This window comes from Cardinium endosymbiont cEper1 of Encarsia pergandiella (genome assembly GCF_000304455.1).
Taxonomy (GTDB): domain Bacteria; phylum Bacteroidota; class Bacteroidia; order Cytophagales; family Amoebophilaceae; genus Cardinium.
Genome location: NC_018605.1, coordinates 661,498 through 686,468 on the forward strand (window position 1 = coordinate 661,498; position 24,971 = coordinate 686,468).

The 24,971-nt window shown below is 37.7% G+C and carries 22 protein-coding genes, 1 tRNA gene and 1 other RNA gene; 11 read left to right on the forward strand and 13 right to left on the reverse strand.

What is annotated here, in order from left to right:
- Positions 1 to 54 precede the first annotated feature (54 nt).
- The 6 genes from murC to AL022_RS02955 all read right to left on the reverse strand — a co-directional run bounded on the left by murC (position 55) and on the right by AL022_RS02955 (position 6,542).
- Complete coding sequence (murC, locus tag AL022_RS02930; protein WP_014934786.1) at positions 55 to 1,467, reverse strand: UDP-N-acetylmuramate--L-alanine ligase; 1,413 nt, start codon at positions 1,465 to 1,467, stop codon at positions 55 to 57.
- A 134-nt stretch (positions 1,468 to 1,601) separates the two neighbouring features.
- Positions 1,602 to 2,639: a glycosyltransferase family 2 protein gene (locus tag AL022_RS02935; protein ID WP_014934787.1), complete on the reverse strand. Its 1,038-nt coding sequence runs from the start codon at positions 2,637 to 2,639 to the stop codon at positions 1,602 to 1,604.
- Entirely contained in the window at positions 2,623 to 2,913 is a 291-nt protein-coding gene (locus AL022_RS02940; RefSeq protein WP_014934788.1) for a YbaB/EbfC family nucleoid-associated protein, read from the reverse strand. The genes AL022_RS02935 and AL022_RS02940 overlap by 17 nt, the downstream gene beginning before the upstream one ends.
- A 60-nt stretch (positions 2,914 to 2,973) precedes the next feature.
- On the reverse strand, positions 2,974 to 4,134 hold the full coding sequence (locus AL022_RS02945; RefSeq protein WP_014934789.1) for an anaerobic C4-dicarboxylate transporter family protein: 1,161 nt from the start codon (positions 4,132 to 4,134) through the stop codon (positions 2,974 to 2,976).
- 22 nt (positions 4,135 to 4,156) lie between these two features.
- Positions 4,157 to 5,467, reverse strand: a complete 1,311-nt coding sequence (locus AL022_RS02950) for an anaerobic C4-dicarboxylate transporter family protein (RefSeq protein WP_014934791.1) — start codon at positions 5,465 to 5,467, stop codon at positions 4,157 to 4,159.
- A gap of 160 nt (positions 5,468 to 5,627) precedes the next feature.
- Positions 5,628 to 6,542: a deoxyribonuclease IV gene (locus AL022_RS02955; protein WP_014934792.1), complete on the reverse strand. Its 915-nt coding sequence runs from the start codon at positions 6,540 to 6,542 to the stop codon at positions 5,628 to 5,630.
- Between the two features lie 1,163 nt (positions 6,543 to 7,705).
- On the opposite strand from AL022_RS02955, the gene AL022_RS02965 reads away from it, so the two are divergent.
- The 7 genes from AL022_RS02965 to tsaD all read left to right on the forward strand — a co-directional run bounded on the left by AL022_RS02965 (position 7,706) and on the right by tsaD (position 14,923).
- Positions 7,706 to 7,790: transfer RNA gene (locus AL022_RS02965), tRNA-Leu, on the forward strand.
- Positions 7,791 to 7,852: 62 nt separating this feature from the next.
- Positions 7,853 to 9,190: a trigger factor gene (locus AL022_RS02970; RefSeq protein ID WP_014934795.1), complete on the forward strand. Its 1,338-nt coding sequence runs from the start codon at positions 7,853 to 7,855 to the stop codon at positions 9,188 to 9,190.
- 72 nt (positions 9,191 to 9,262) lie between these two features.
- On the forward strand, positions 9,263 to 10,369 hold the full coding sequence (gene lepB, locus AL022_RS02975) for a signal peptidase I (protein WP_014934796.1): 1,107 nt from the start codon (positions 9,263 to 9,265) through the stop codon (positions 10,367 to 10,369).
- Between the two features lie 14 nt (positions 10,370 to 10,383).
- An RNA gene (gene rnpB / locus AL022_RS03910) (RNase P RNA component class A) lies at positions 10,384 to 10,777 on the forward strand.
- 77 nt (positions 10,778 to 10,854) lie between these two features.
- Positions 10,855 to 12,327 (forward strand): proline--tRNA ligase, encoded by a 1,473-nt coding sequence (gene proS, locus AL022_RS02980; RefSeq protein ID WP_041546124.1) that lies wholly within the window; start codon positions 10,855 to 10,857, stop codon positions 12,325 to 12,327.
- An 11-nt stretch (positions 12,328 to 12,338) separates the two neighbouring features.
- Positions 12,339 to 13,577 (forward strand): ABC transporter permease, encoded by a 1,239-nt coding sequence (locus tag AL022_RS02985; RefSeq protein ID WP_014934798.1) that lies wholly within the window; start codon positions 12,339 to 12,341, stop codon positions 13,575 to 13,577.
- A 302-nt stretch (positions 13,578 to 13,879) separates the two neighbouring features.
- Entirely contained in the window at positions 13,880 to 14,923 is a 1,044-nt protein-coding gene (gene tsaD / locus AL022_RS02995) for a tRNA (adenosine(37)-N6)-threonylcarbamoyltransferase complex transferase subunit TsaD (RefSeq protein WP_014934799.1), read from the forward strand.
- Between the two features lie 175 nt (positions 14,924 to 15,098).
- On the opposite strand, the gene rplI is transcribed toward tsaD, so the two are convergent.
- Genes rplI through rpsF form a run of 3 tightly spaced genes read right to left on the reverse strand, consistent with a single transcriptional unit; the run spans position 15,099 to position 16,156 of the window.
- Positions 15,099 to 15,542 carry a 50S ribosomal protein L9 gene (rplI, locus tag AL022_RS03000; protein ID WP_014934801.1) on the reverse strand — a complete coding sequence of 148 codons (444 nt, stop codon included), beginning with the start codon at positions 15,540 to 15,542 and terminating at the stop codon, positions 15,099 to 15,101.
- A 7-nt stretch (positions 15,543 to 15,549) separates the two neighbouring features.
- Positions 15,550 to 15,801, reverse strand: coding sequence for a 30S ribosomal protein S18 (gene rpsR, locus AL022_RS03005; protein WP_014934802.1), 252 nt, complete (start codon positions 15,799 to 15,801; stop codon positions 15,550 to 15,552).
- 4 nt (positions 15,802 to 15,805) lie between these two features.
- Positions 15,806 to 16,156, reverse strand: coding sequence for a 30S ribosomal protein S6 (rpsF, locus tag AL022_RS03010; protein ID WP_014934803.1), 351 nt, complete (start codon positions 16,154 to 16,156; stop codon positions 15,806 to 15,808).
- Positions 16,157 to 16,323: 167 nt separating this feature from the next.
- On the opposite strand from rpsF, the gene AL022_RS03015 reads away from it, so the two are divergent.
- Positions 16,324 to 16,986, forward strand: coding sequence for a uracil-DNA glycosylase (locus AL022_RS03015; RefSeq protein WP_041546288.1), 663 nt, complete (start codon positions 16,324 to 16,326; stop codon positions 16,984 to 16,986).
- 41 nt (positions 16,987 to 17,027) lie between these two features.
- Here the strand turns inward: AL022_RS03015 and dnaA are convergent, their stop codons facing one another.
- Together dnaA and AL022_RS03025 are read right to left on the reverse strand one after the other, a co-directional pair.
- Positions 17,028 to 18,419: a chromosomal replication initiator protein DnaA gene (gene dnaA, locus AL022_RS03020; protein WP_014934805.1), complete on the reverse strand. Its 1,392-nt coding sequence runs from the start codon at positions 18,417 to 18,419 to the stop codon at positions 17,028 to 17,030.
- Positions 18,420 to 18,819: 400 nt separating this feature from the next.
- Positions 18,820 to 19,560, reverse strand: a complete 741-nt coding sequence (locus AL022_RS03025; RefSeq protein WP_014934806.1) for a Bax inhibitor-1/YccA family protein — start codon at positions 19,558 to 19,560, stop codon at positions 18,820 to 18,822.
- 259 nt (positions 19,561 to 19,819) lie between these two features.
- Here AL022_RS03025 and AL022_RS03030 point away from each other — a divergent pair, with 259 nt between their 5' ends.
- Positions 19,820 to 20,137: a DUF167 domain-containing protein gene (locus AL022_RS03030; protein WP_014934807.1), complete on the forward strand. Its 318-nt coding sequence runs from the start codon at positions 19,820 to 19,822 to the stop codon at positions 20,135 to 20,137.
- Positions 20,138 to 20,199: 62 nt separating this feature from the next.
- Here AL022_RS03030 and AL022_RS03035 read toward each other — a convergent pair whose 3' ends face one another.
- Both AL022_RS03035 and AL022_RS03040 read right to left on the reverse strand, forming a co-directional pair.
- Complete coding sequence (locus tag AL022_RS03035; protein WP_014934808.1) at positions 20,200 to 20,949, reverse strand: cell division protein FtsQ/DivIB; 750 nt, start codon at positions 20,947 to 20,949, stop codon at positions 20,200 to 20,202.
- Between the two features lie 43 nt (positions 20,950 to 20,992).
- The gene (locus AL022_RS03040) at positions 20,993 to 22,396 is read right to left on the reverse strand and encodes a sodium:proton antiporter (RefSeq protein WP_014934809.1); all 1,404 of its coding nucleotides are present in this window, start codon (positions 22,394 to 22,396) and stop codon (positions 20,993 to 20,995) included.
- A gap of 210 nt (positions 22,397 to 22,606) precedes the next feature.
- On the opposite strand from AL022_RS03040, the gene AL022_RS03045 reads away from it, so the two are divergent.
- Both AL022_RS03045 and AL022_RS03050 read left to right on the forward strand, forming a co-directional pair.
- Positions 22,607 to 23,023 carry a YcxB family protein gene (locus AL022_RS03045; protein ID WP_158309916.1) on the forward strand — a complete coding sequence of 139 codons (417 nt, stop codon included), beginning with the start codon at positions 22,607 to 22,609 and terminating at the stop codon, positions 23,021 to 23,023.
- Positions 23,024 to 23,149: 126 nt separating this feature from the next.
- Positions 23,150 to 24,931: a SurA N-terminal domain-containing protein gene (locus AL022_RS03050; RefSeq protein WP_014934811.1), complete on the forward strand. Its 1,782-nt coding sequence runs from the start codon at positions 23,150 to 23,152 to the stop codon at positions 24,929 to 24,931.
- Positions 24,932 to 24,971: the final 40 nt, after the last annotated feature.

The following is a 24,971-nucleotide window of genomic DNA, read 5'->3' on the forward strand; positions in this document are numbered from 1 at the left end:
AGGCCAATTATTTGTAATAAAGCTGTTGAAATTTTCTATAACAATGGCCTTAGCCTATTGTACATGCCCTACAATCTGTTCTAAGGTGGCAGCTATGACTGAAACTGATGCTCCTATATCTCCAGCACCAATGGTAAGGATGATTTGATGTTTTCTAATAGTGAAAGCAGCTAGTTTGGTAAGTAAGTCATCCATGGTCACTAAAGCTTTTCTTGTACAGGTTAGTTCGTCAAATATAAGTTGTGCGGTTACACCTGGCATAGGTGCCTCTCTAGCCGGATAGATGGGTAATATAAAAACTTCATCTGCCAGACTTAAACTGGTAGCAAATGTTTTATAAAAAGCCTTGGTACGTGAGAATAGATGGGGTTGAAAAATAGCTGTTATAGTACTGTTGGGATAGATCTTTTTCACTGAATGAAGCAAAGCACTAATTTCTACAGGATGGTGCGCATAGTCATCTATAAGTAGATAGGATGGATGGTTGCAAACAAGAGAAAAACGCCTTTTTATGCCAGGAAAACAGGCAATAGCGGTATGAATTTGGGCTGCTGTTATACCAAGTTCTAAACAGATTGTAATGGCTGCCAATGCATTTTCAATGTTATGCCATCCGGACATAGGCAAAACTACATTGGAAATATTGATACCTTGTCCTAAGTAATCGAAAACACTTTGATGAGATGTCATAGTTGCCTTACTAGCCACAATAGTGCCTTTATCTAATCCATAGGTTAGAAAGGGTTTTGTACAATGTTTCCAGATTTTTAACTGATCTGCAGCCCTATTTTGTATAATCAGACTTTTCTGGTTTTGTTGAACAAATTTTATAAAATTAGCTTCCATAGCTGCCGGTGTAGCATAGGTTTCTGGGTGATCTGCGTCTGCAGCAGTAACAATACTAAAAGTGGGTTTGAGATGGAGAAAAGATTGGTTAAATTCATCAGCTTCTATTACCATTAGCTTGACTGCATCTAATGAACTATTATGTAATAAGTTGGTATCATATTGCTCCATGATACCCCCCACAAATCCAAGTATAGGTATACCGCTTTGGTAGAGTATATGGGCGATCATAGCTGAAGTAGTTGTTTTACCGTGTGTACCAGCTACTGCTATTGTGGTAAATCGTTTGGAAATAAGTCCAACCACTTCTGCACGTGATTGCAATTTATAACCAGTGGCTTTAAAATAGTTTAAAATAGGGCTATCAATCGGTATAGCAGGTGTATAAATAACTAGGGTTTGGTTGGGGTGGTGGCAAACAACTTCAGGAATAGCAGCGAGCGTATCCTCACAGTGGATCGTTATACCTTCCTTGCTGAGTTGTAAGACCATTTCAGATGGGTGCTGATCATATCCAAAAACTTGATAACCTTGCTTAAGTAATAACCGTGCCAAGGCACTCATGCCTATGCCACCTATCCCTATAAAGTATATAAAAGTGTAGTCGTTCAATGGTATCATAATGGTAAACTAGAAAGATAAATGGAAGTTAAAAATATTTAAAAACTGTTTACAATCTTGTATATTCGATTAAAAACAGTCAATCGTATGGCACAGTTGGTGTAGATCAGGGGTGTTAGCTAAGCCCAAATATCCTATGTAAACTGATCAGGGGTAATTTCAGAAAAGCGTTTCTTTTTTTTGGTAAAAAAATCAATAACCATACTTCTTTTATATATATTGGCCAAGTAAGGTACAAGAAATTTTGGTTTAATTTTCTTTTTAAGTTTAAAAAAATCTATTTGTGCTTGCACAATAGCCCAGCTATGTGCGAACTTTCCCAGATACCACATCCTAAAAATGGCCAATAGATTGAAAGCTATATTTTTTATTGTGTCCATTAAATGAGCTGGATGATACTTGTACAACATCAATAACCTATTTCTAAAATTTAAGTAGGTTTTGCGGGGACTCTGATAAGCTAGTGTAGCCCCCCCTAAATGATAAACGGTACTGGTACCACAGTAATAGACCTTCCAACCAGCAATATGTGCACGCCAGCAAAGATCAATTTCCTCAAAGTGCGCAAAAAATAGCTCATCAAATCCCCCTAATGTATGGAAAGCTTTGGCCCGTACCAATACACATGCGCCACTGGTCCAAAAAATGGCCCTTGTATCATCGTATTGTCCACTATCTTTTTCAATATGATTGAAAATCCTTCCTCGACAAAAAGGATAACCATACATATCTATAAAGCCACCTGCTGCACCCGCATAATCAAATTCATCTGGTCTTTGAAGCGACAATATTTTAGGTTGACAAAACCCAATTGAAGGATCATGCTCCATAAGGGCCAACATCTCTGTTAACCAGTTTGCTGTAACCAGTAAGTCATTATTTAACAGTACATAGTAGGTGGCTTTAATCTGCTTTAGTGCCACATTATACCCTTTTGCTACGCCATAATTTCCATCATGCACCATACATGTTACGGTCGGAAAATGGTTGCGTAGGTAATCTACCGAGCCATCTGTAGAGCCATTATCTATTATTATAATCCCATAGCCATGGCTATATAACAATAGGGTAGGCAAATATGCTTTTAGCAATGATAGCCCATTGTAATTTAAAACTACAATCGCAACAGTTGGCAAGTGGGGTATTTTATTGCGTTTATAGCATGGCTGCATGTTCTTGTATGACTGCTTGGATTTTATCGTCTACTTCTTCCAACGCTAAGTTGACCGCACCTACTATAAGGTCTTGGACCATTTGCCGATCTTTTTTATTAAATAAGTTTTCATCTATTGAAATAGCGCATAGCTTTTTAGTCCCACTCACCGTTACGCGAACCAGTCCAGCGCCTGTTTCTTTGGTTACAGTAAGTTGGTCCATCTGTTTTTTAACCGCTTCCATTTTTGTCTGAACCTGGTTCATTGCACCAAATAAATTCTTTATATCCATTGTAATAAGTTAAAGCCTAATGATAAGATTATATGGGTTATTTGCTTTCCTTTCTACATACTACTCTTTATTTTTATAGCCTTTTATCATATGGCTCATCCAAGATCTGATAGGCGCTAAACTATGCACTATCACAAGCCATAAGGCAAGTATTAGAATCGAACCATCACGTTCTATCAATAGTGCACTAAAAAGCCAAATTATAATAGAAATATCCATCAAGAGCATATACAAGGCTGCTACTAGATAAAAACCATAATGTATCCTACCATCCCACCACATTTTTATCCAATAAATTTTGTCATGGCTTAGTAAACTATCTACCAACCAGGCTAATCCTAAAAAGATAAAAAGTTGTTGAATACCTAGTTTGAATCGATGGCTTTGTAAAATTTTAGCAGGCTTTATTTTAAACCATAACATAGCTACAGCTGCCGTTGAAAGCATTACCAAAGCAAAAAATATAGGAAATTTAACTGGAAAAATCTTTTGAATGCTATTTAACTGGGTGGATCCATTCGGTTTAGGTTCTATACCTAGAAATAGTAGTTCGGCTACTACTAAAAGGCAAGGGAGCAGTTCTATTTTATTTTTTGGTTGCGCTACAACTTCATCTTTAGCAAGATCATTGAACGATGCATATAGCTTGCTAAGCCATCTATCGGGTATAAGGTAAGCAAACCAACTGCTGGCTGCTGTTATGCCAATTGTTAGGGTGGCAGTCGTTCCTACTAAATTTAGTATAGGTAATCCATTGTTCCCTGCGACCACTATAAGGAGTATGCCTGATATCGATAAAGGACTGGCCAATACGGCCATATGTCCAGCAACTGCAATGGGAAAAAGTAGCCGGGACTTGCCCTTATGTAGGGGATTTGGCTCGCATGCCAATCTATATAACCATGCTTTATCTCCTGTTAGGAAAACCAATCCATAGCAAAATAGTACTATTGAAATACCATTATGGTTCTTGACCTGTCCTGCAAAAATCTTGCATTTGTTTGCCATTAAGTAAAAAAATCCAGTTGCTTCCAGTGTAGCCATCAGCAGCAACCAAGTCGCCTGTAAGAGCATTAAGTCATTAGGAGGGGGAGTAGGTTGTACCGAACAAGTCAAGAGACCCAAGACCAATCCACTCAGTAAGCCAAGGGAAATCCCACCTAAGTACAGACTTGCGATCAGCACTATAAGGAGCATACCCCATCCAATTGTAGACATCATAAATGCAATAAATATGGTTAGATTACAGGCCAGCTAGCCCAATATAGACCATTAAGAATCCAATGCCAATTGCACCAGCAATCGAGACCAAACCTGGTAACATAAAGCTGTGATTAAAAAGGAACTTGCCCACCCGGGTGGTACCTGTAGTATCTAAATGCATAGCGGCCAGCATCGTTGGGTAAATTGGAATGATAAATACACCGTTTGCCGCTGCAGCAGAGGCCAATAATATCTTAGGAGGAATCCCCAATGCGATACCTAGTGGAAATACAGCTTTAATTGTGGCGGCAGAGCTACCCATGATAGCAGCCATAAAGAGTAGAATAATAAAAAACTTCCAAGGTTCAGCAAAATAACTCGAGATAAGCTGAAGTAATATAGGTTTATTATTCTCTACAAATGTACTACTTAACCAAGCAATCCCTAGAAGGGATAACATCCCTTGTATACCAGCAGAAAATGCCTTTCCCTCCGTAATAGATTTAGGTGAAACCCGGCACAATAACATAATACATGCAGCAGTAGATAACATCACCAGTGGCATAATATAAGCAGATGGGAATACCACCTTTATACCATTTACTTCCCAAGAAGGGCGCAAGAATTGTAGAGCATCTAGCAACACAATTGCTAAGCTCGCGAGTAAGAAGCAACCAATTGAAAGCTTTGCCCGGTTGCCACTTCGAGCCACAACAGTAGGAGAGAAGGAGGGGACTGTTTCCTTTGTGCCAACTATTGAGGAGGCTGGCATGGCTTTGCTTAGTAGATTGGTAACCCATGTGGCCATCAGCGTGCCACCCATTGTGGAAGGTATTATAACCTTTAAGATCGTGACTAGGTCGATCCCAGACGCACTTAAAAATCCGCTTAAAATAACCATTATAGAAGAAATAGGGCTGGCCAGTGCACCATGCAAAGCCGCAACAACAGAAAGTGATAAAGGACGCTCTGGACGAATACCTATTTCTTTAGAAACTTCTGCAATAACAGGAAGAATAGAATAAGCGATGTGGTTGGTCCCTCCAAAAAAAGTAATCGCATAAGTGACTATAGGGCTAATATATATGATGCTACGTGGATGTTTTCTGATACAGGACTCTGCCAGTTGCACCAGGTAGCTCAACCCACCAGCAGCTTCTATAGTACCTACTGCAGCCACTACTGAAGCAATACAGAGTGTGATTTGAAAAGGAGGATCTGCTGGTGTTGCATTTGCAACCACCATAAACAACCATATACCCAATCCGCCCAGCATACTCAAACTTAAACCTTGTAATCGAGCGCCTAGAAAAGAAGCTGTTAAAAGTATACTTAAACCTATTAAAAGCATTTCCGCAAGTTTATTTAGATTATATCTTCAACAAAATAAGAAAGTAGCTTGCCATTGTACTTTAGTTTATACCATATAACCTTGTTAATCAAATCTACATAAAAAATTACAAACGGTACAATATTTAATTGGATGCTATATGTACTTCATGTAAGCTTTTTTAAAGCAAATGCGCCAAAACCGATTTTTTCGGGCTACTATAGCTACGCAGCAGTTCTATTTCTTTTGTCCACATCGTTGCACCATTAGGTGTTTCCAAATACTTGGGAATCGTCTGAAGTTTTGGATGACACATCATGGCTTTGAAACTATCCATGCCTATTTCCCCATTTCCTAAGTTAGCGTGCCGATCCTTTCTTGAACCAAGTGGCGTCATGGAGTCATTCACATGTAGCGCATAGAGGTGGTTTAGACCAACGATTGATTCAAATTTGGCCAATGTATTTGCCCATCCATCTACTGTACGGATGTCATAGCCTGCTGCAAAAATATGGCAAGTATCTATACAAACCCCAATCGGCACTACTGTTTTGACTCGATCAATTATATAGGCTAACGCTTCAAAAGAATGGCCCACCGTAGAGCCTTGACCTGCAGTAGTTTCTATAAGCAAACGTAAGGTGGTTTCTGGTTGAAAGAGTCGCTCAATGGTCGATAAGCTTTGCACAATTCGGTCTAAACACGCTAGCGTGCTGTCTCCCGTTGCAGCGCCTGGATGAAAATTTAAATAGCTGATTTTTAAAGCCAAACAACGTTCTATTTCTTCCAAAAAAGCCTCACGACTTTTGGCCAATAAGTCTGCTTTATTGGAGCCGAGGTTGATCAAATAACTAGCATGACTCATCACTTGTTTTATAGCAGTAACTTCTAACGTATGGTGCCATTTATCCAGTTGTGCTTGCTGCAGTTTGGTACTTCCCCATTGACGTTGGTTACTGGTAAAAAGTTGTATGGTAGTTGCACCTATTGCTGCACCATCTAATAACGCATTATGGAGCCCTCCTTGCGTAGAGGTATGCGCACCAATCAGTGGGAGAGAGCTTTCTATTTTTGGTGGTGTTGCTATCTGTACCATATCATGCCCATAGATTACTAAAATTTAAAATCCAAGCCATAAGTATACAAAATTATATGCAAATTATTTGTTGGTTTATACAATATACAATAGTTTGCTGCCAGCAAACACCCCGTTATATTAACTACACTACAGATAGTGTAGCGCTCTAAAAATTAGTCTTAAAAATCATTTCACTATGCCATACATATGGCATATATATAAAACGTTCAGCTATTTTATTTTTCTTTTTGGGTCGACTATGACCTATGCGCAACTAGCCGCCAGTTACATAAACTACCCATCAGCTGCCTTGCCCTTTACCACGCATAGTACTTCAACCGATCTAGTATCAGGAAGCATAGATCTAGTTTTTTCCTATTGTAACAACCATTTTAAATGTATAGATCCACTGGTTAAGTCTGCCATGAATTTAAAAAAACTACAAATCCTGTAACAAATTTTTCTAATCAAACCCATCTGGTAATTTTTCTTCATGGTCTTAATAAAACTTCTTCAAGTTTAAAAGGACTAGAAAAATTTATAAAAAGTCAAGGATTCTCAACATTGAATGTGAATTATCTTTCAACCAAGTATACAATAGAAGAATTAATAGAATTAATACATACTAAAATTAGTAATCATTTCAATGAATATAAAATTATCTCATTCGTAATAATGGTAGTGAAGTTGCTGATTTTTTTAAAATAACAAGTTATATAGAGGATTTTTCGGACCTGCAGCTGGCCAATTAGTAACCAAGCAAAAAAAATTAACCCATCTTTATGGAAAACCTTATTATGAATATGGTATTATTGCTGGTAATCTACCCTTAGATTTTTATTACTTTTTATTTAAAGGCAAGTCAAATGATGGAAAACTAACTGTTTATAGTACTAATGAAAAGTATGAAAGATCATACTGTTATCAGGGTACCCGATTGGTATCTATCTAAGAGTAAAGCAGCATGGAGATTAACACTAAGTTTTTTGTTACATTCCAAGTTTGGTTAGGTATATGAAGTAAATATTTGCTCAAGATTTGGATGGATCGACAATTACTGATATAATCATTAAGGTTATAAGCTACCATAAAACCATTGATGTAGTTTTTCCTATTTGCTTAGGAAGCCTGTTTTTTTTACTTTTGTAGGGGAAATTTTGGTTAACTTCCTTTTATTTCTTGCGGGTGTGGCGGAACTGGTAGACGCGCTAGACTTAGGATCTAGTACTGAAAAGTGTGGGGGTTCGAGTCCCTCCATCCGCACCATTGCGGTGTATGTTTTAGTATTAAAAATCCGTTTTTATCTTATCTTTTAAATCTGTTTTACTTTGGATATTCAGTTTAATAAAATTAACCCCAACCATGGGGTTATCTCCATTACGTTACATGAATTTGACTATAAGTCAGCTGTTGCAAAGCAGTTCAAGCATTACGCCCAAACGGTTCGTTTAAAGGGTTTTAGATTGGGATCTGTTCCTGAAGATCTTATTAAAAAGATGTATGGTTCTTCTATCCTTGCTGAAGAACTACATAAAATAGCTGTAGCCTCTTTAAAAAATTATATTCTACAAGAGCATATTTCTATTTTTATGGATCCAATTTTGGTTACCCCTTTACAAGAGATACATCTTAAAAATCAAGATACTTTTACCTTCTCTTATGAAGTTGGCTTAATCGAAAAACGGCCTATTGTATTTGAACCAAATATTTCTATTACTGAATTTGAAATAGATCATGTTGAATCTAAATTAGTAGATGAATTTTTGGAAGGGTTGCAAATGGTGCATGGTCAAGTTGCACATCTTGAAGAAAGTGCAATGGACACTATGTTGTATGGTACATTGGTAGATAGTACGGGTGCAATTGGTATAGATATTCGTATTTCTATCATGCACATTCCTGAACATTTAAGGGAGGAATTGGTAGGTCGTCGTGTTGGTCAAAAAGTGATGCTTACAGAAGAGAGTCTCAAACACCATTTCCCCGCCCTTTTAGGTGTCAGTTTTAGTGACTTTATTGCTTTTAAGAAGTATGAATCTGCTTGGCCTGCTACTTTTACAATTGATAAAATTGTTCAAGTTGTACCGATGGCTATTGAACCTGCCCTTTTTGATCTTGTGTTAGGAAAAGGAGTCGCCCATTCCGAAAATGAGTTCCGAGAGGCTATTGCTAAAATTATTTTATTTGATAAGCGTGCAGAAGCACGTCATGCATTCTATCAAGATTTGCAAGAAGCCCTTTTGAAGGATAATAAAGTTGATTTACCAGAAGCCTTTCTTAAACGATGGCTTATGGTTAATAATCCAGAGGCAACATTAGAGGCAATAGAAGAATACTATGATGCACATAAAGAAGATTTAAGGTGGGAGCTTTTATTGAGTAATATCGTCCGTCAAAATAACTTAGCAGTTACTACTTCAGATGTAGTGGATGAAACGAAACGTGCATATGTTGATTATGCTGCTCATAAGGGTTTGCAGCTAGAAGAAAATGATGCGGCTATTCATACAGGTGCAATTTCTTTTCTACAGGGTAGTGAGGGAAGTAAGTATTATTCCAAATTGCATAATCAGTTAAGTAGGGATAGGGCAATAAATTTTATAAAAAAACAAATAACTATAGTAACTGAAACAGTTTCAGCTGGAACCTTTGATGCAAAAAAGTAGTTGGTTGTCCTAAAATTTACTACCCTATTGCAACGGTCTCCTATTGTAGGTATTTTATAACGAAGCGCACGTATGAAAACTTCTTTTTCATCTAAAAAACAGGGAGAGCTTAGTTCCGCTCTAGGTGCTATTCGGGACTGGATAGCTTCTATTTTTTTTGCTGCTATGGCAGCTGCCTTTATCCGTTGGATGGTTATTGGCCTTTATGTTATACCTTCCGCTTCTATGGAGCCCACACTTTTAACGGGCGATTTTGTTTTGGTTAGTAAGCTTCACTATGGAGCCCGTACACCTGCTACTCCGTTGCAGATCCCTATTACCCATCAAACCATTCCATTTACAAAAATTCCTTCATACCTTGACTGGATTCAATTGCCACAATATCGATTGCCTGGATTGAGCAAAATAAAACGCAATGATATTATTGTTTTTAATACACCAATAGGTCATGCACCACCGGATTTAACAGACTATTGGATCAAGCGTTGTATCGCACTTCCTGGTGATTTGTTGCAGATAAAACAGAAGCAACTTTATGTAAATGGTGCATTAGCCGATCCAGCAGATAGACCTCAGTATCGTTATTTTATGAAAACCAAGCGCCATTTAACAGCTGCTTTTTTTGAAAAAAATGGTATTAGAAACCCTCTGCCATCTACTGTGCCAGGTTGTGAAGGCTATATCATTTATACGACCCCAGAAAAGGTGCAGCAGCTCAATACTATACTACCTGCCTATATACAGTCACTAGCTCCAATAGAAGATAAAGTAGGCAACCTTGCCTCTAGTCTCTATCCTTGTCATCCTACTTTGGGGTGGACCAAAGATAATTTTGGCCCGCTTCAGGTGCCTACAAAGGGAGCAGTTGTTCCAATCAACCGACAGAATATTCTATTGTATCGTCCTATCATCGAAAGATTTGAAGGGAAAAAAAATATTCGATTTACCCAAACTGAATGTTGGATAGATGGTCAGCAAATAGCCTCTTATACTTTCTGTAAAAATTATTATTTTGCGATGGGAGACAATCGAGATCAATCTCATGACTCTAGATTCATTGGTTTTATTCCAGAAGACTATATTGTGGGTAAAGCGGTTATGGTCTTGTTGTCTTCAAATAGAAGCCACTCTTTTTTCAGTGGCATCCGTTGGAATAGGTTATTCCACTTTGTAAATTAGTAAGTAGTACTAGGAAAACAAGCTGGCTTGTCGCTTTGGTAATTAAATACCAAAGAGGAAAGTCCGGGCAATACAGAGCACCCTACTTCCTAACAGGAAGGCATATGGAAGCAAATCTATGTGACAGAAAGTGCCACAGAAAACAGACCGCTAGCGTTAATAGAGCGAGTAAGGGTGAAAAGGTGAGGTAAGGGCTCACCGCTCTATTGGTGACAGTAGAGGCAGGGTAAACCTTAGGGATTGCAAGGCCAAATAAACATGTCCACACTATAGCGTGACGGGCTGCTCGTTCGTTTCTAAGGCATGCGGGTAGGCCGCTAGAAGCCATAAGTGATTATGGCTCCAGATAAATGACAAGCAGTGCCCTCTAAGGCATTACAGAACCCGGCTTATAGGCTTGTTTTTCTTTATCCACCTGCCGAAATTCAATAAGCGTATGTCCTACTTACTATCCATATATTAAATACTTTTCTCATCCATTGCGTATGACCCCTTTACCGACTCGAGCATCCAATTTTTCCGCTTGGTATAATGAATTAGTAGTCCGTGCAGGATTAGCAGAAAATGCTTCTGTGCGCGGCTGTATGATTATTAAACCTTACGGTTATGCCATTTGGGAAAGGTTACAAAGTATTTTTGATGCAGCCTTTAAAGCAACCGGTCATGTCAATGGCTACTTTCCGTTACTTATTCCAAAGTCTTATTTGAGTAAAGAAGCGGGACACATAGAAGGCTTTGCCAAAGAATGTGCCGTTGTAACCCACTATCGTTTAAAAATGGCTGAAGATGGTTGTAGTGTAGAGGTTGATCCTACTGCTAGGTTAGAAGAAGAACTTGTTGTGCGTCCTACCTCAGAAACCATTATATGGAGAACCTATAAAAACTGGATTCAATCCTACAGAGATCTTCCAATTTTACTAAATCAATGGTGTAATGTAGTCCGTTGGGAAATGCGTACCAGACTCTTTTTGCGTACTACAGAGTTTTTATGGCAAGAAGGCCATACGGCTCATGCTACGCAAGAAGAAGCCCAAGCAGAGGCTTTGCAAATGTTGGATTTGTATGAACGCATTATTAGGGACTATATGGCGATACCTTTGATAAAAGGTATTAAAACTGTACATGAGCGTTTTGCTGGTGCAGAAACTACCTACACCATTGAAGTCTTGCTTCAGGATGGCAAAGCGTTACAAGCCGGTACAGCCCATTACCTGGGCCAACGATTTTCCCAAGCTTTTGACGTAATTTTTACCAATCAAGCGGGTCTACGGGACTATGTATGGGGTACTTCTTGGGGTATTACGACCCGTTTAATGGGCGCATTGATTATGATCCATTCGGATGATGATGGATTGATATTGCCACCTAAAATTGCTCCTATACAGGTCATAATGATACCTATTTACAAAACAGAAGTCCAACGTAGTGCAATAGTGGCCCAATTGGCTAGCTTGCAAGCTGTACTGACTGCGCAAAATATTAGGGTACAGTTAGATGATAGCGATGTCCACAAACCAGGTTATAAATTTGCTGAATATGAACAAAAGGGTGTCCCTATTCGTATAGCGGTAGGGCCTAATGATTTGCAAAATAAAACAGTTGAATTGGCCCGTAGGGATACAAAAGAAAAAATAACCATTCCTATGGACCATTGTTTTCAACAAGTTATTGATTGGTTGGAAACGATCCAGACCCATATCTATGAGCGGGCACTTAGGCTAAACCAACAGCGTACCTTATTAGTGGATGACTATACAACCTTTAAAAAGCTTATTTCTTCCAGAGCGGGCTTTTTGTTAGCCCATTGGGATGGTACTACCGAAACAGAAGAAAAAATTAAAGCTGAAACAAAAGCCACCATTCGTTGTATACCATTGGACGGACAAGAAGAGCTGGGCGTTTGTATCTATTCCGGAAAACCCTCTACAAGACGGGTGGTTTTTGCCCAGGCTTATTAACCCTGTTTATCTTGCTTTTTCAGACCATTTCTTGGATTGTCTTTGTGGCAAACCGCGTCAGACAACGCAGCAGTGGTGTTTTTTCTGCTACCATATCTAAAATCGTTACCTTAAGCATTGCCATAGGTACAGCAGCTATATTAATCGCTTCAATGGTACTTATTGGATTTCAAAAAGAAATTACAAAAAAAATAACGACTTTTGCAGGCGATTTTGAAATTGCCAAATATAGTGGTTTGGTAGCCCCTTATACGCCCACATCTGTTCAAGTTGGACAAGTCAATCGATTGATGGCTGATTTACCAAGTGCTATTGAAAAAGTAACTGCATTTACCCAAACGCTTATGCTGATCCATACAAAGGAAGGGGTAGAGGGCATATGCTGCAAGGGAGTCGATCCTATGGTGGCCCATACGGCATTGGAAGACTATCTCATCGCAGGTAGGCTGCCCGATTTAACCAAAGCTACCTATCAAAATGAATGCTGTATTAGCCATCATCTTGCGCAAAGACTATCCATTGCGTTAGGCGATTCCGTACTGGTCCATACGCTGCATGCTACAGTACGTTATCGAAAATTAAAAATTGTGGGCATCTATTGCACGTATTTAAGTGACATAGATGAAAATCTAGCTTTTTGTGATATGCGTCTTATCCAGCGGTTAAATAACTACTCTCCAGAAACTGTAAACGGATATACTATTTTTTTAAAAGACCACGTAAAGCCAACCAAAGCATTACGGGATACGATTTTAGGACTTATAGACTACGATTTACGTCTTATATCCACCCAACGTAAGTACGTTAATTTTTATGATTGGCTGGCTATTATTCAAAAGAATACCACTATTTTTATGTTCTTTGTATTATTGGTAGCAGGTTGCACTATGCTGGCGACCCTTATGGTTCAACTTATGGAGCGTAGTTATATGGTAGGTATATTAAAAGTTTTGGGGGGGTGTGATGGGCAGATATATGCCATCTTGCTCTATAATAGTCTACGTACCCTATGTATAGGCATGCTATATGGAAACCTCTTAGGTTTAGGGTTGTGTTTTTTACAAGCACACTATAAATGTATTACACTTGAACCTGCTCTCTACTATATGCGTTACGTACCCATTTATACCCATTGGAAAGCTATTTTATTTCCTAATCTATTGATATTTACGACACTTTTTATTGCGTTATATTTTTCGCTCAAATGGTTAAGACAAAAAAAGATTATAGAAACACTACAGGAAGGGTAAAGCCATCTTTTTTCTGGATCAAAGGTACAATCCTGTCCATATTAAACATATGTTTAAGTAGCTTTACTTAAAAAGTAGTTGCCCTGTTTGGTATTACACCCAATTTTTGCTACTTTGTCAAAGTTTTTTATCAGCAGTAAGCGTGTGATTGGTATAGATCAAATACTGTTTTTCGTTACATCCTATAAATATTTGAAATCTATCATATATATCAAGCAGCAGTTGATCAGTCTCCCTTACCAGGATTATAAGGGCAAACCATTGGCGCTAAAAAAAGATGGTTGCATTTGATTATTTAACCAATGGTGGTATGGTATCCAAAGTTTGACCTAAAGGAACAGGCTATGCAAAAACAATTAACCATTCTAGGCATTGAATCTTCTTGTGACGAAACAGCTGCTTCTGTAAGCCATAATGGCAAAATAGTCAGTAATGTAGTCATGAGTCAATTGATTCATCAAAAATATGGTGGTGTTGTTCCAGAACTTGCTGCCCGCGCACATGAAATCAATATGATTCCTGTTGTAACCGCTGCACTCGAACAAGCTAACCTTGAAAAATCTGTATTACATGCTATTGGATTCACACAAGGTCCAGGCTTACTAGGCCCCCTTTTAGTTGGAAGTTGTTTTGCCAAATCTTTGGCTTTTTCTCTTGGCATTCCTTTAATAGGTGTCCATCATATCCAAGCCCATGTATTGGCTAATTTTATTGATGATCCTAAGCCTACTTTCCCTTTTCTCTGTTTGGCTGTTAGTGGAGGGCACACCCAGATTATATTGGTAAAAGATTATTGTGCTATGGAGGTGTTAGGTGCAACCCAAGATGATGCGGTAGGAGAAGCCTTTGATAAAATAGCTCATTTAATGGGATTACCTTACCCAGGTGGAGCTTTAATAGATCGCTATGCCCAAGAAGGTGACCCGAACGCTTTTACCTTTCCATCTACCCATATGCCCAATTTTGATTTTTCATTTAGCGGTATAAAAACAGCTTTTGCACTTTTTATTCGAAACAAAACCCCTGAATTTGTATTAGCCAATCGGGCTGATATCTGTGCCAGTATTCAAGCAGTATTGGTACGTATGTTATTGGCTAAATTGACCCAAGTTGTTCAAAAAAGCGGTATTACCACGATTGCATTGGCAGGAGGTGTCGCTGCGAATAGCCATTTGCGCGAGCAGCTCAAGCAGTTGGCTATACAACGTCATTGGACAGTTTTTATACCCGCTATGGCCTATTGTACAGATAATGCAGCGATGGTAGCCATTACAGCTTACTATAAGTATCAGTTAAAAGACTTTGCGAATTTAAACACAAAATCTTTACCAAGATATCCAATATAGTATGATTATAAGAAAGAATATTATAGGTATAATATTTAAGAATCAATGGGGAAGGGGCCCCTATAGCTTTTATCAAAAAAAACAAAAAACAAAAAAAAATGATACTGCAAAAGAGTTTTTAGCAACAATTTCCCTTTCACACGCTATTAAGAAGCCCCCAAGATCAGAATAGTCCCTAAGCAGGAACTACGTTAAAAGTTAATGTATAGGAAACCGTTTCGTGCAAAATTAAAACGGCTTGATAATTTCCTATTTGTTTAATAGGGTGTTCAATATTTATCTTAGTATGGTCTACACCAATATTTTTTGCTTTAAGTGCCTTAGCAATTTGCAAAGGGGTAATAGAGCCGAATATTTTGCCACCTTCACCTACTTTTGCAGCTATTACCACCTTAACGGATGTGAGCAATGGTAAAAGTGCCTCCGCATCGGCTTTTAGTTTTAGTCCTTTATGTGCTGCTTGCTTTGCATTTTCAAATGCAATTTTTTTATTTGTAGCATTGGCCACAACAGCAATCCCTTCCGGAATAAGATAGTTTCTACCATAACCAGCTCTAACCGAAACAACATCTCCTTTGTTTCCTAAAGTTTTATATGCAGTTTTTAATATTACTTCCATTTTTTGGTTACTTTAAATTGTCTGCTACATAAGGAAGCAAAGCAAGTTGCCTGGCACGCTTTACTGCACGAGCTACTTTTTTTTGATATTTTAAACTATTCCCACTAATGCGTCTAGGTAATATTTTGCCTTGTTCATTGAGAAACTTCATTAAAAACTCAACGCATTTATAATCTACATACTTGATACCGTACCGTTTGAATCGACAAAATTTCTTAGTGATTGTTTTTTTTTGTATTGATTCGTTTACTAAAGTCATAGGGCTATAGTTCTTTCTTAAATTCTTTTTTCCCATTTGATCTTCTTTCCATGTTATGCGCTAATGCATGCTTGTCTAAAACAAATGTTAAAAAACGTAATATGGTCTCATCTCGTGCATAGGTAACTTCTAACTCCTTAATTAGGCTAGGCTCACTTACAAATTCTATCAAATGATATACCCCATTTTTTTTATGCTTGATTTGGTAAGCCAAAGGTTTTAAACCTATCTCTTCTTCATGTGCTATTGTTGCATTACGCTTCACTAAAAAAGACCTATATCTAGCTATAGATGCTTTTATTTCGTCGCTAGAAAGTACAGGTGATAGTATAAATACTGTTTCGTAATGTCTCATGTTATATTAAATAATTTCCAACCCTAAAGTAGCGGATAACACAAACAAATTTCTAAAAAAAAAATGATAAAATCAAGTTTATATTTAGAATAAATTGTATTTTGTAGCCTATGCTAGGCATGTTAAAGCTTTTACAAGTTTATCTTTTTCACTTAAGACTTGCAAGTATGAATATACGAATAGAATCATCCTGGAAAAGTGAACTTACTACAGAGTTTGCAAAACCCTATTTTAAAACATTAACCGATTATGTGCGGGCGGCTTATCAAAATGGTATCATCTATCCAGCAGCTAAAAACCTATTTAGGGCTTTTGAGCTCTCACCTTTTACCCATACCAAAGTGGTCCTTTTAGGCCAAGATCCTTATCATGGTCCAGGACAAGCAGATGGATTGTCTTTTTCCGTTCCTTCAGCTATCTCTTTTCCTCCGTCACTACAGAATATTTTTACAGAACTTCAAGCAGATATGGGCACCCCAAAGCGAACATCTGGCTCATTGGATGATTGGGCCAAACAAGGCGTATTGTTATTAAATGCAATTTTAACCGTGGAAGCACATAAGGCAGGTTCTCATCAAAAAAAAGGTTGGGAGCTTTTTACCGATGCAGTGATAAAATCTATTTCAGAACATAAGAAACATGTAGTTTTTATATTATGGGGAAACTATGCCCAACAAAAGGGCAGCTTGATTGATGATCAGCAACACTTAGTACTAAAATCGGCGCACCCTTCTCCACTGTCTGCCCATAGAGGATTTTTTCAAAATAGACATTTTAGTAAGACAAATGCCTATCTATTAGCCACAGGACAAACCCCTATTGTCTGGTAATACATTCGCTTGCATACATACTTTTTTATTTATATACTTTTTTATTTTAATGTTGCTTTGATCTTATTTTCAAGTGATCCATACACCTGGGCATATTGCGGATCTTTATCCAATAGGTCATCTATAACTTCTACAGCATGTATCACCGTTGTATGATCCCTTCCACCAAAGTAGGCGCCTATAGTTTTTAAAGAGTGCGTTGTATATTTTTTGATTAGATGCATGGCCGTTTGTCGAGCCATTACAAGCTCTTTTTTACGAGATTTACCCTTCAGTGCATCTAAAGAAATGGTATAGTGGGCTACTACTTGCTCTTGTATGACTTCAATAGTCGTTTCAGCAGTGGGCTGTTGTGCTACAATATCTTTTAAAACCTGTTGTGCCAAAGCTAAGTTGATATCGCGTTTGGTCAATGAAGCATGTGCAATAAGCGAAATAAGTACGCCTTCTAATTCTCGTACATTGGTATCCACATGCTTGGCAATGTAATCGATTAGATCTGAGGAAAGCGTAATGCCATCAGCTGCCATCTTACTATGTATAATCGCCACGCGGGTTTCAAAATCAGGACACTGTAAATCTGCCGTTAAGCCCCATTTGAATCGGGAAAGCAGCCGTTCTTGTAATCCCTTTAAATCACGCGGTGCGCAGTCACTTGTAATGATAATCTGTTTTTTTAGTTGATGTAGATGATTAAAAATATGAAAAAAGATTTCTTGTGTTTTTTCTTTACCAGCTAAAAACTGTATATCATCTAAAATAAGTAAATCTACTGTTAGATATTGCCCTGTAAAAACTTGAACATGGTTGTTACGCAGCGCTTCTATAAACTGTGTCGTAAATTTTTCCGAGGAAACATAGGCTACTTTTTTATCTGGAAAAAATGTTTTGACTTCGTTTCCAATGGCTTGAGAAATATGCGTTTTCCCTAATCCTATACCTCCGTACAGCGTCAGTGGATTAAAAGCCGTTCCTCCTGGTTGCTTTGCGACTGCTTGTGCAGCAGATTTGGCTAGCTGGTTACAACTTCCTTCTATGAGGTTATTAAAAATATAATTGGGATTTAATCTAAAAATTTCATTTTCTGAAATAGTAGGTAGTTTTGTAATGGTCCCTTTTGGTGTGGGCCCTGGATAGGTAGGCAAGTGGACCATCAACGGCTTCTGTTTTTTATTGCCTTTGTCGATCACAACTGCATAGGCTAGTTTGCCATGTGGACCTATTTCTTGGCGTACTGCTTGCTTGAGCAATGGTAAATGGTGTTCTTCTAACCATTCATAAAAAAATTGACTAGGTACTTGAATGGTCAAGATACCATCTTTGAAATCTTTGGCTATAATAGGACTAAACCAAGTTTTATAGGTTTGTGCACTGATCTGACCTTGAATATATAGAAGGCATTTATCCCAAATAATCTTGCTATCGGTATGCATGAATGACTTCTTTTTCAGCTATTTAAAAAACCTATTGTGATGCTTTGCACATTATATATGCGTGTCAAGGTTGTGATACGCTTTATGAGTGGACAGTATTTTACTTGGTATAAAACCAATGTTCCGTAAATCAGAGTCTACCCATTAGACATCCGATCGATATAGATGCCTTGGCTGGAAAAAGGCAGGAGGCAACTTATGAAAATGGTTTCAGAAGGGGCTACTAATAAGATATACACTAACATAGTTAGCTATGTTAATGTATATCCCTATTGTAGGCACTGATATCCATTGTACCATGCCGATATAAGGGTTGGACTACACTTGGATAGTAGTGTATATATCGTAGCTATGATGGAGCTTTGTAATCCACTGGTGTTGTTGTCTATTTCTTTGATGGTTAATCCCTTCTTTTTTGTTGCCCTAAAAAACGCAATAAGTATAAAAAAAGATTTATAAAATCAAGATAGAGTTGGAATGCACCGATTACCGCAACTCTTTCTGCCAAGGCTGTGTCTTGTACCTCATAGTATAGTTTTTTTAATTTTTGGGTGTCATATCCTACAAAACCAATAAAAACCACTACTCCTATAAAACTGCTTACAAAGTCAACTGCATCACTGTGGAAAAAGAAATTTACTACTCCACTTATAATAAGCCCCCAAAGCGCCATCATACAAAAAGAGCCCAAAGCAGTTAAATCACGTTTGGTGGTGTAGCCATAGATACTCATCGCACTAAAGGTGCAGGCCGTTACTAAAAAAACTTTATGTAAAGAATCAATTGTGAAAAAAAACGGTAGTACAGAGCATGAAACCCCAGTAAGTGCAGCATAGCATCCTAAAAGGAATCTAGAATGGGCAAATGTTGCCTTGGTAAAGTTGCATGATAGATATATTGAAATGCAAAATGGCGCAAATAGTACCACATAACCCCCTAAGGTACGATCTATAATATTTCCGCACTGATCAAAGACAAAAAATAAGCGCATTAAAGATGGGAAAGTATAGGTTGCAGCTGCTGTAATGGCGGTAATCAACAGCCCAAAAGCCATATGCGCATATACTTTAACCATATAGCGCTGTAATCCATGATCTATGGCACGCCTGTTGCTTGTATAATCGTTTATATAATTATTCATTTTGCTTAAAATTTTAATAGTTAGCTACTAAACCACTAATGTAAATTTAGAAAATAATAGCATACGATCCAATGCTGCCTTTCATGGTCTAGGTTAAGCGGAACGTCTCCTCAGATAATGCATGATTGGCTTAATCCAATGCATAGAGCAAATTTAAATTGTAATGATGCATCTATTTTTAGATTCATAGTGGTTATTTTAATCCAAAAACGCATAAAGAATGGTCTTATAACTATTCATCTTATAAACAGCAACCCAAATGACCTTATCACATCCATCTTTATATTTTTTACATATCTATGCAAGGCCTAAAAGTCATCAGGATAAAATTGAAGGTTGGATAGGTGAAGGCGAAAAATATATATTACACCTTCGGGTTATGGCTCCTCCTGAAGGGGGTAAAGCCAATAAAGCCATTATTGCACTATTGGCGCAAATGTTTGGTATCGCCAAAAGCCATATTACCTTAGTACGTGGCGCTACTGCACGCCGTAAAATCTTTAAGATTGCATCATGGTCTGCGCTATTGGCTGAGAAGCTACCACCATTACCTCCTTCATGCGGTAAGTTGTTTTAGTCGCATTCGTTCTTGTTAAGTCTTGTGGCCACCTCATCAAAAAAAATGCAAAAAGCTTTAAATTATTGACAAACTAGTTGATTTTTAAATTCTAAATTTACAAGATGGTATGCATTCCACCCTTTATAAGGCATAACTTGGCTATAGAAAAGCCACAGTTTCTGAAACTTTTCCTCTATGTTTTCTGCTTTCCCAAATTCTATTTGATGTCCACCTATTTGAGTGCCAAGTATGATTTTACCATTATCTTCTACCTGTAAGCTTGTTATCTGTCTTTGCCAAAAAGGATCCCTATGCATGTAGTGTAATAGTTCCAGTAATCCCTTATCGGCGCGTTTTCTTTTTTCTGTAGTTATGTTTTTACCAGTTATAACAAGCAGTCGAAGACGCGGTAGACCTTTTAGTGCTATCAAGCTACCCTTTTCATCTAGATAGGCCTCTGTACCATTTGGCTCCATGAGGCTAATGGTACGCGCAATAAAATATTTGGTTTCTAAGGAGATTGTTAAAACACCGTTCCAAGTTTTATAGACCAATACACTTTTTATAAGCGGATGTCTACTCAATTGATCTTGTATGGCATAAGTGTCGATCGTTTTTAGGCGTGTCTTTTGTAAAGAGATTGGATAGGTTGCTTGTAAAAGATCAAGGATCCCTTGGACCGTTATAAGCGATTGGTTTGGATAAGCCTTGATGGATATTGCTATATCCTTGCATACCAAACTAGTATGCTTTTCTTGCGCAAATAGTAGAGATAAGCATAGGCTAACCGTCAGAAACAAAGCAACTACTCTGTTTAGTATTTGATTCATTTAGATAATATACAGCTATGTGCTTAGATCCATCCCTATCCCTTTACGGTGTCAAGAAAAGTAGCCAAATTATAAAAAGTACAGGCAGTAAAATAGGCATAGAAAATCGAAAAATATAGTGGCCAAAAGCAGGCATAGAGATACCTGCTTGTTCAGCAATAGATTTAACCATAAAGTTGGGGCCGTTTCCAATATAAGTCATGGCGCCAAAAAAAACGGAAGCTAAAGAAATTGCTTTCAATCCAATGACTGAATCGGGGTAGATGCCACCTGCCGCATATGCTTGTACATTAGCTATAAGTTCAATATTAGCACCTTGTGCTGCCATGCTCGCGGCTACAAAATTTAAGTAAGTAGGCGCGTTATCCAATATGGAAGAAAAAAGCCCTGTCCCCCAATATAAAGTATTGGGTGTAATCAATGACTTACCCATTTCAGATGCAGCAAACTTACCAATTAATTCAAGTGCTGGAATCATGGTACCAAAGATACCTATAAAAATTAAGCAGACCTCATTTAAAGGGGCAAAACTAAATCCATTCGATTGCAATATTTGTCTATTTGCAGTGTGGTATGCAAGTGTGGCTATGGTCAGCATGATCAACTCACGTACAAATGAAATAGAATGGCCATGGTAGTCAATAGTAGGCAACCAAGCAAAAATGGTTGGATCTAAAAATACCGCACCAATAGCCATCGTCAACCAAATTAGATTTTTACTGCCTGTAATAGAGAAACTTGCAGGATATACGCTACAATCCACTGCCACTTTATTGTTTTTATCAAAAAAGTAAAAAATAGACAATAGCATAAACAAAGCTGATAACCAAGGTAAACTATGATGTATTACAGTCCATTTGAAAGGCACCCCTTTTAAAAACCCTAGAAATAAAGGAGGATCCCCAATAGGCGTTAATGCGCCCCCTATGTTACTAACTATAAAGATAAAAAAGATAATATGATAGGCCTTAATCCGTGCTTTATTTAATCCTAGATAAGGACGTATAAAAAGCATAGAGGCTCCTGTTGTACCGATTAAATTAGCGAATAATGCGCCCATAAAGAGTAACCCTATATTGGCCAGTGGGGTAGCACGGGTATTTACTTGAATGGCAATGCCGCCAGTTGCAACATATAAAGCAGTAATCAGTGCCATAAATTGTATATATTCCGCTGCTGCTTCTATAGGTTTAATTTTGTTTTCTAGTACTATACAGTAGTAAGCCATCACAAGCGTAGCCAACAATATAGCTACCTTTGGGTAGTGTTTATGCCAAAAATTGGCAAAAAAAACCGGTCCTGTAGCAATCATCAATAATAGAACGATAAAAGGTATAGCCAACCAAAATGGAGGTATTGTTAGGTTACCCCCTGCACCACTACTCTGGTCGATGGCTAAAGTAGTGATGCAAATGTTATAGTCTGATAATGATAATGTGGCAAACATATATTTTAAATTTTATCGTCACGCTACTGTAGCAACTAAGCTCAGGCAATATACTTAAGTTATAGCTAAAATCATTATATTCACCACATATTTTAAATCGTTTAGCTACATAGGCTATGCAACCTGTTGGGTAGTAGTTTTTATTTGAAATTTATGATTGTCAAGACAAAAAAATATAAAATACCTAGTAACCTTTATATAAAATTAGGGATGCAAAATATTTTACGCATGCAATGGTGGATTTTTCCGCTGCTTGTGCTTTTTATGAGTAGTACCTTTTTTATAAAGACGATCTGGTTTGTGTTGGTTGGACTGCTATTTTTTATTGGGTATTTAATATTTTGGGTGATTCAATTTTATGGACTTACACACCTAGATGCCAATCGTGCTATGTTTGAACGCATAGCTTATGAAATCAATAGCCAATATTTGATGATGCAGATTAATTCAAAACAAGCAATGCCTATAGCATGGATGGACATTACAAAGGCCTATAAAAAAAAAGGATATTTTCTATTGGTATTATCTAAGGTTCAGTTTTTTTATCTTCCATTTAAAATTTTTCATGGAGATAATGATATCAAATTTTTGACCATTTTATTGCAACGCAAAGGGCTATTAAGGTAACTTACTGATGAATAATGAAATGTTCTATAATGCTCTATTTTGATCCTATTTTATTAGGCGGTAAATTTGCATGGTCCTTAGCTATAGTTTGTGCAGAAAAGCATTTAAATTAAATCGTTTGTATAGATGGCAATTCTTAAAAAAATTAGAAAGACGGGCAATCGTTTTGTCGTTATAGTTGTCCTCTTTTTCTTGATTATGTTTTTGGGTAGTGAGCTCGCCCGTATTATTCCCCATTTTTTCAGTGGTAAAGATCAAATAGGTACCCTATTCGGTAAAAAAATCAGCTATATGGATTACTGTAAGGTTTATGAAGAGGCTTATCATAATGTTGTCAGTCCAGGTAAGCGGCCCACGCAAGAAGCGCAAATGCGTTTAAAGAATGCTGCATGGCATCAATTGGTTCAAGATATGCTCTATACAAAGGAACTAAACCAAGCTGGGATTGTGGTAGGTGACTGTGAACTGGTCGATTTGGTACAAGGAGACCATATTCATCCATGGCTTATAGCATCTTTTAAAGATCCGAAAACAGCTGCATTCGATAAACAAAAATTATTAACCGCTCTTAACGAATTATCCAAATCTGAAGGTGGACAAGAACGGTGGTGTGCTTATGAAAAAAAAATCGCTCTGGAAAGAGCCAAACATAAGTTACACCAACTTATGGTACAGAGTTGTTTTGTTACTGGATTAGAAGAAGCGCAAGCTGCAGAGCGTGCTGGCCTATTTTGTGATGTAGATTATCTGCACATTCCTTTTACTTTAGTGGAAGATGATTTGATTCCAATTACCAATCAGCAATTACGGGACTATATGGCTGCCCATAAAAACGATTATACTGCTGCATCAGAAAGCAGAACCATTCAGTATATTACTCTTCCTATTCAGCCAAGTGAAAAAGATACTTCTGAATTTCAGAAAGAAATTAGTTCACTTATCGTCCAATTTTCCACTACGACGGATCCCTATATCTTTGCTAAGCAGCAAACAGATGGCCATGTTACAGATACTACTTTGAGCTGTACAGCTGATAGATTGCCAGATGCCTTTACAACCATAAGGCATACCCTAAAAGAGGGTATGGTAGTGGGACCCGTTGTGAATAATTCTATTCATACCTTGTATAAGTTGGTAAAAGAAGAAAAAGGGCGTTATGAAATAGCGGTCATTGAGAAAAAACCAATAATCAGTGACCATACCCGTAATATCCATTTAAAGCAAGTAACCCATCTCGCTGATCAGGTCAAAAGTTTAGTTGATTTGGAAAAATTGGCTGCTAATCGCCACTTAACCATTCAGAAAGAGACAGTAGTACCATCAGATTACACGATTGGTATCCATGCAGATGCCCGAAAGGTGGTTTGTTGGTTGTACAACAAGGCGGCTGTAGGAAAGGTTTCTCCCCTGCTTGATTTGGGAGATGCTTATCTATTGGGCGTGATGGTAGACCAGGTCAAGGTAGGGGACTTGCTTCCTTTAGACTCAGTCCGCCACAAAGTCTATCAAAAAGTGTTACATCAAGAAAAAGCCAAATTGATTTTGAATAAACTAAAGCAAGTGGATGGGCTTACGTTACAAGCTATAGCCGAAGCATATGGAGAGGGTATAGCCGTACAATCGGTAGATGGATTGCGCTTTTTGGACAATAATCTTCCTCATCTTAAGCAAGCCCAAACTTTTGTAGGAAAATGCTTTGGATTATCATTAAATCTGATCAGTGATCCGATTGTAGATGAGATAGGGATCTTTATTGCCTGTGTAAAGCGTAGAGATAAGGAAACAGCTACCCAAGAAAAGTATAATCAAAAAATGCACCAAATAGAGCAGTGTATGCAGCCTTATTATTTTCTTAAAGCTATGGAAGAATTGGCACAAGTTAAGGATGAAAGGTATAGAATAGAGTAATCTACTTACTTATACATTATTGAACCATATCTATCCTTTC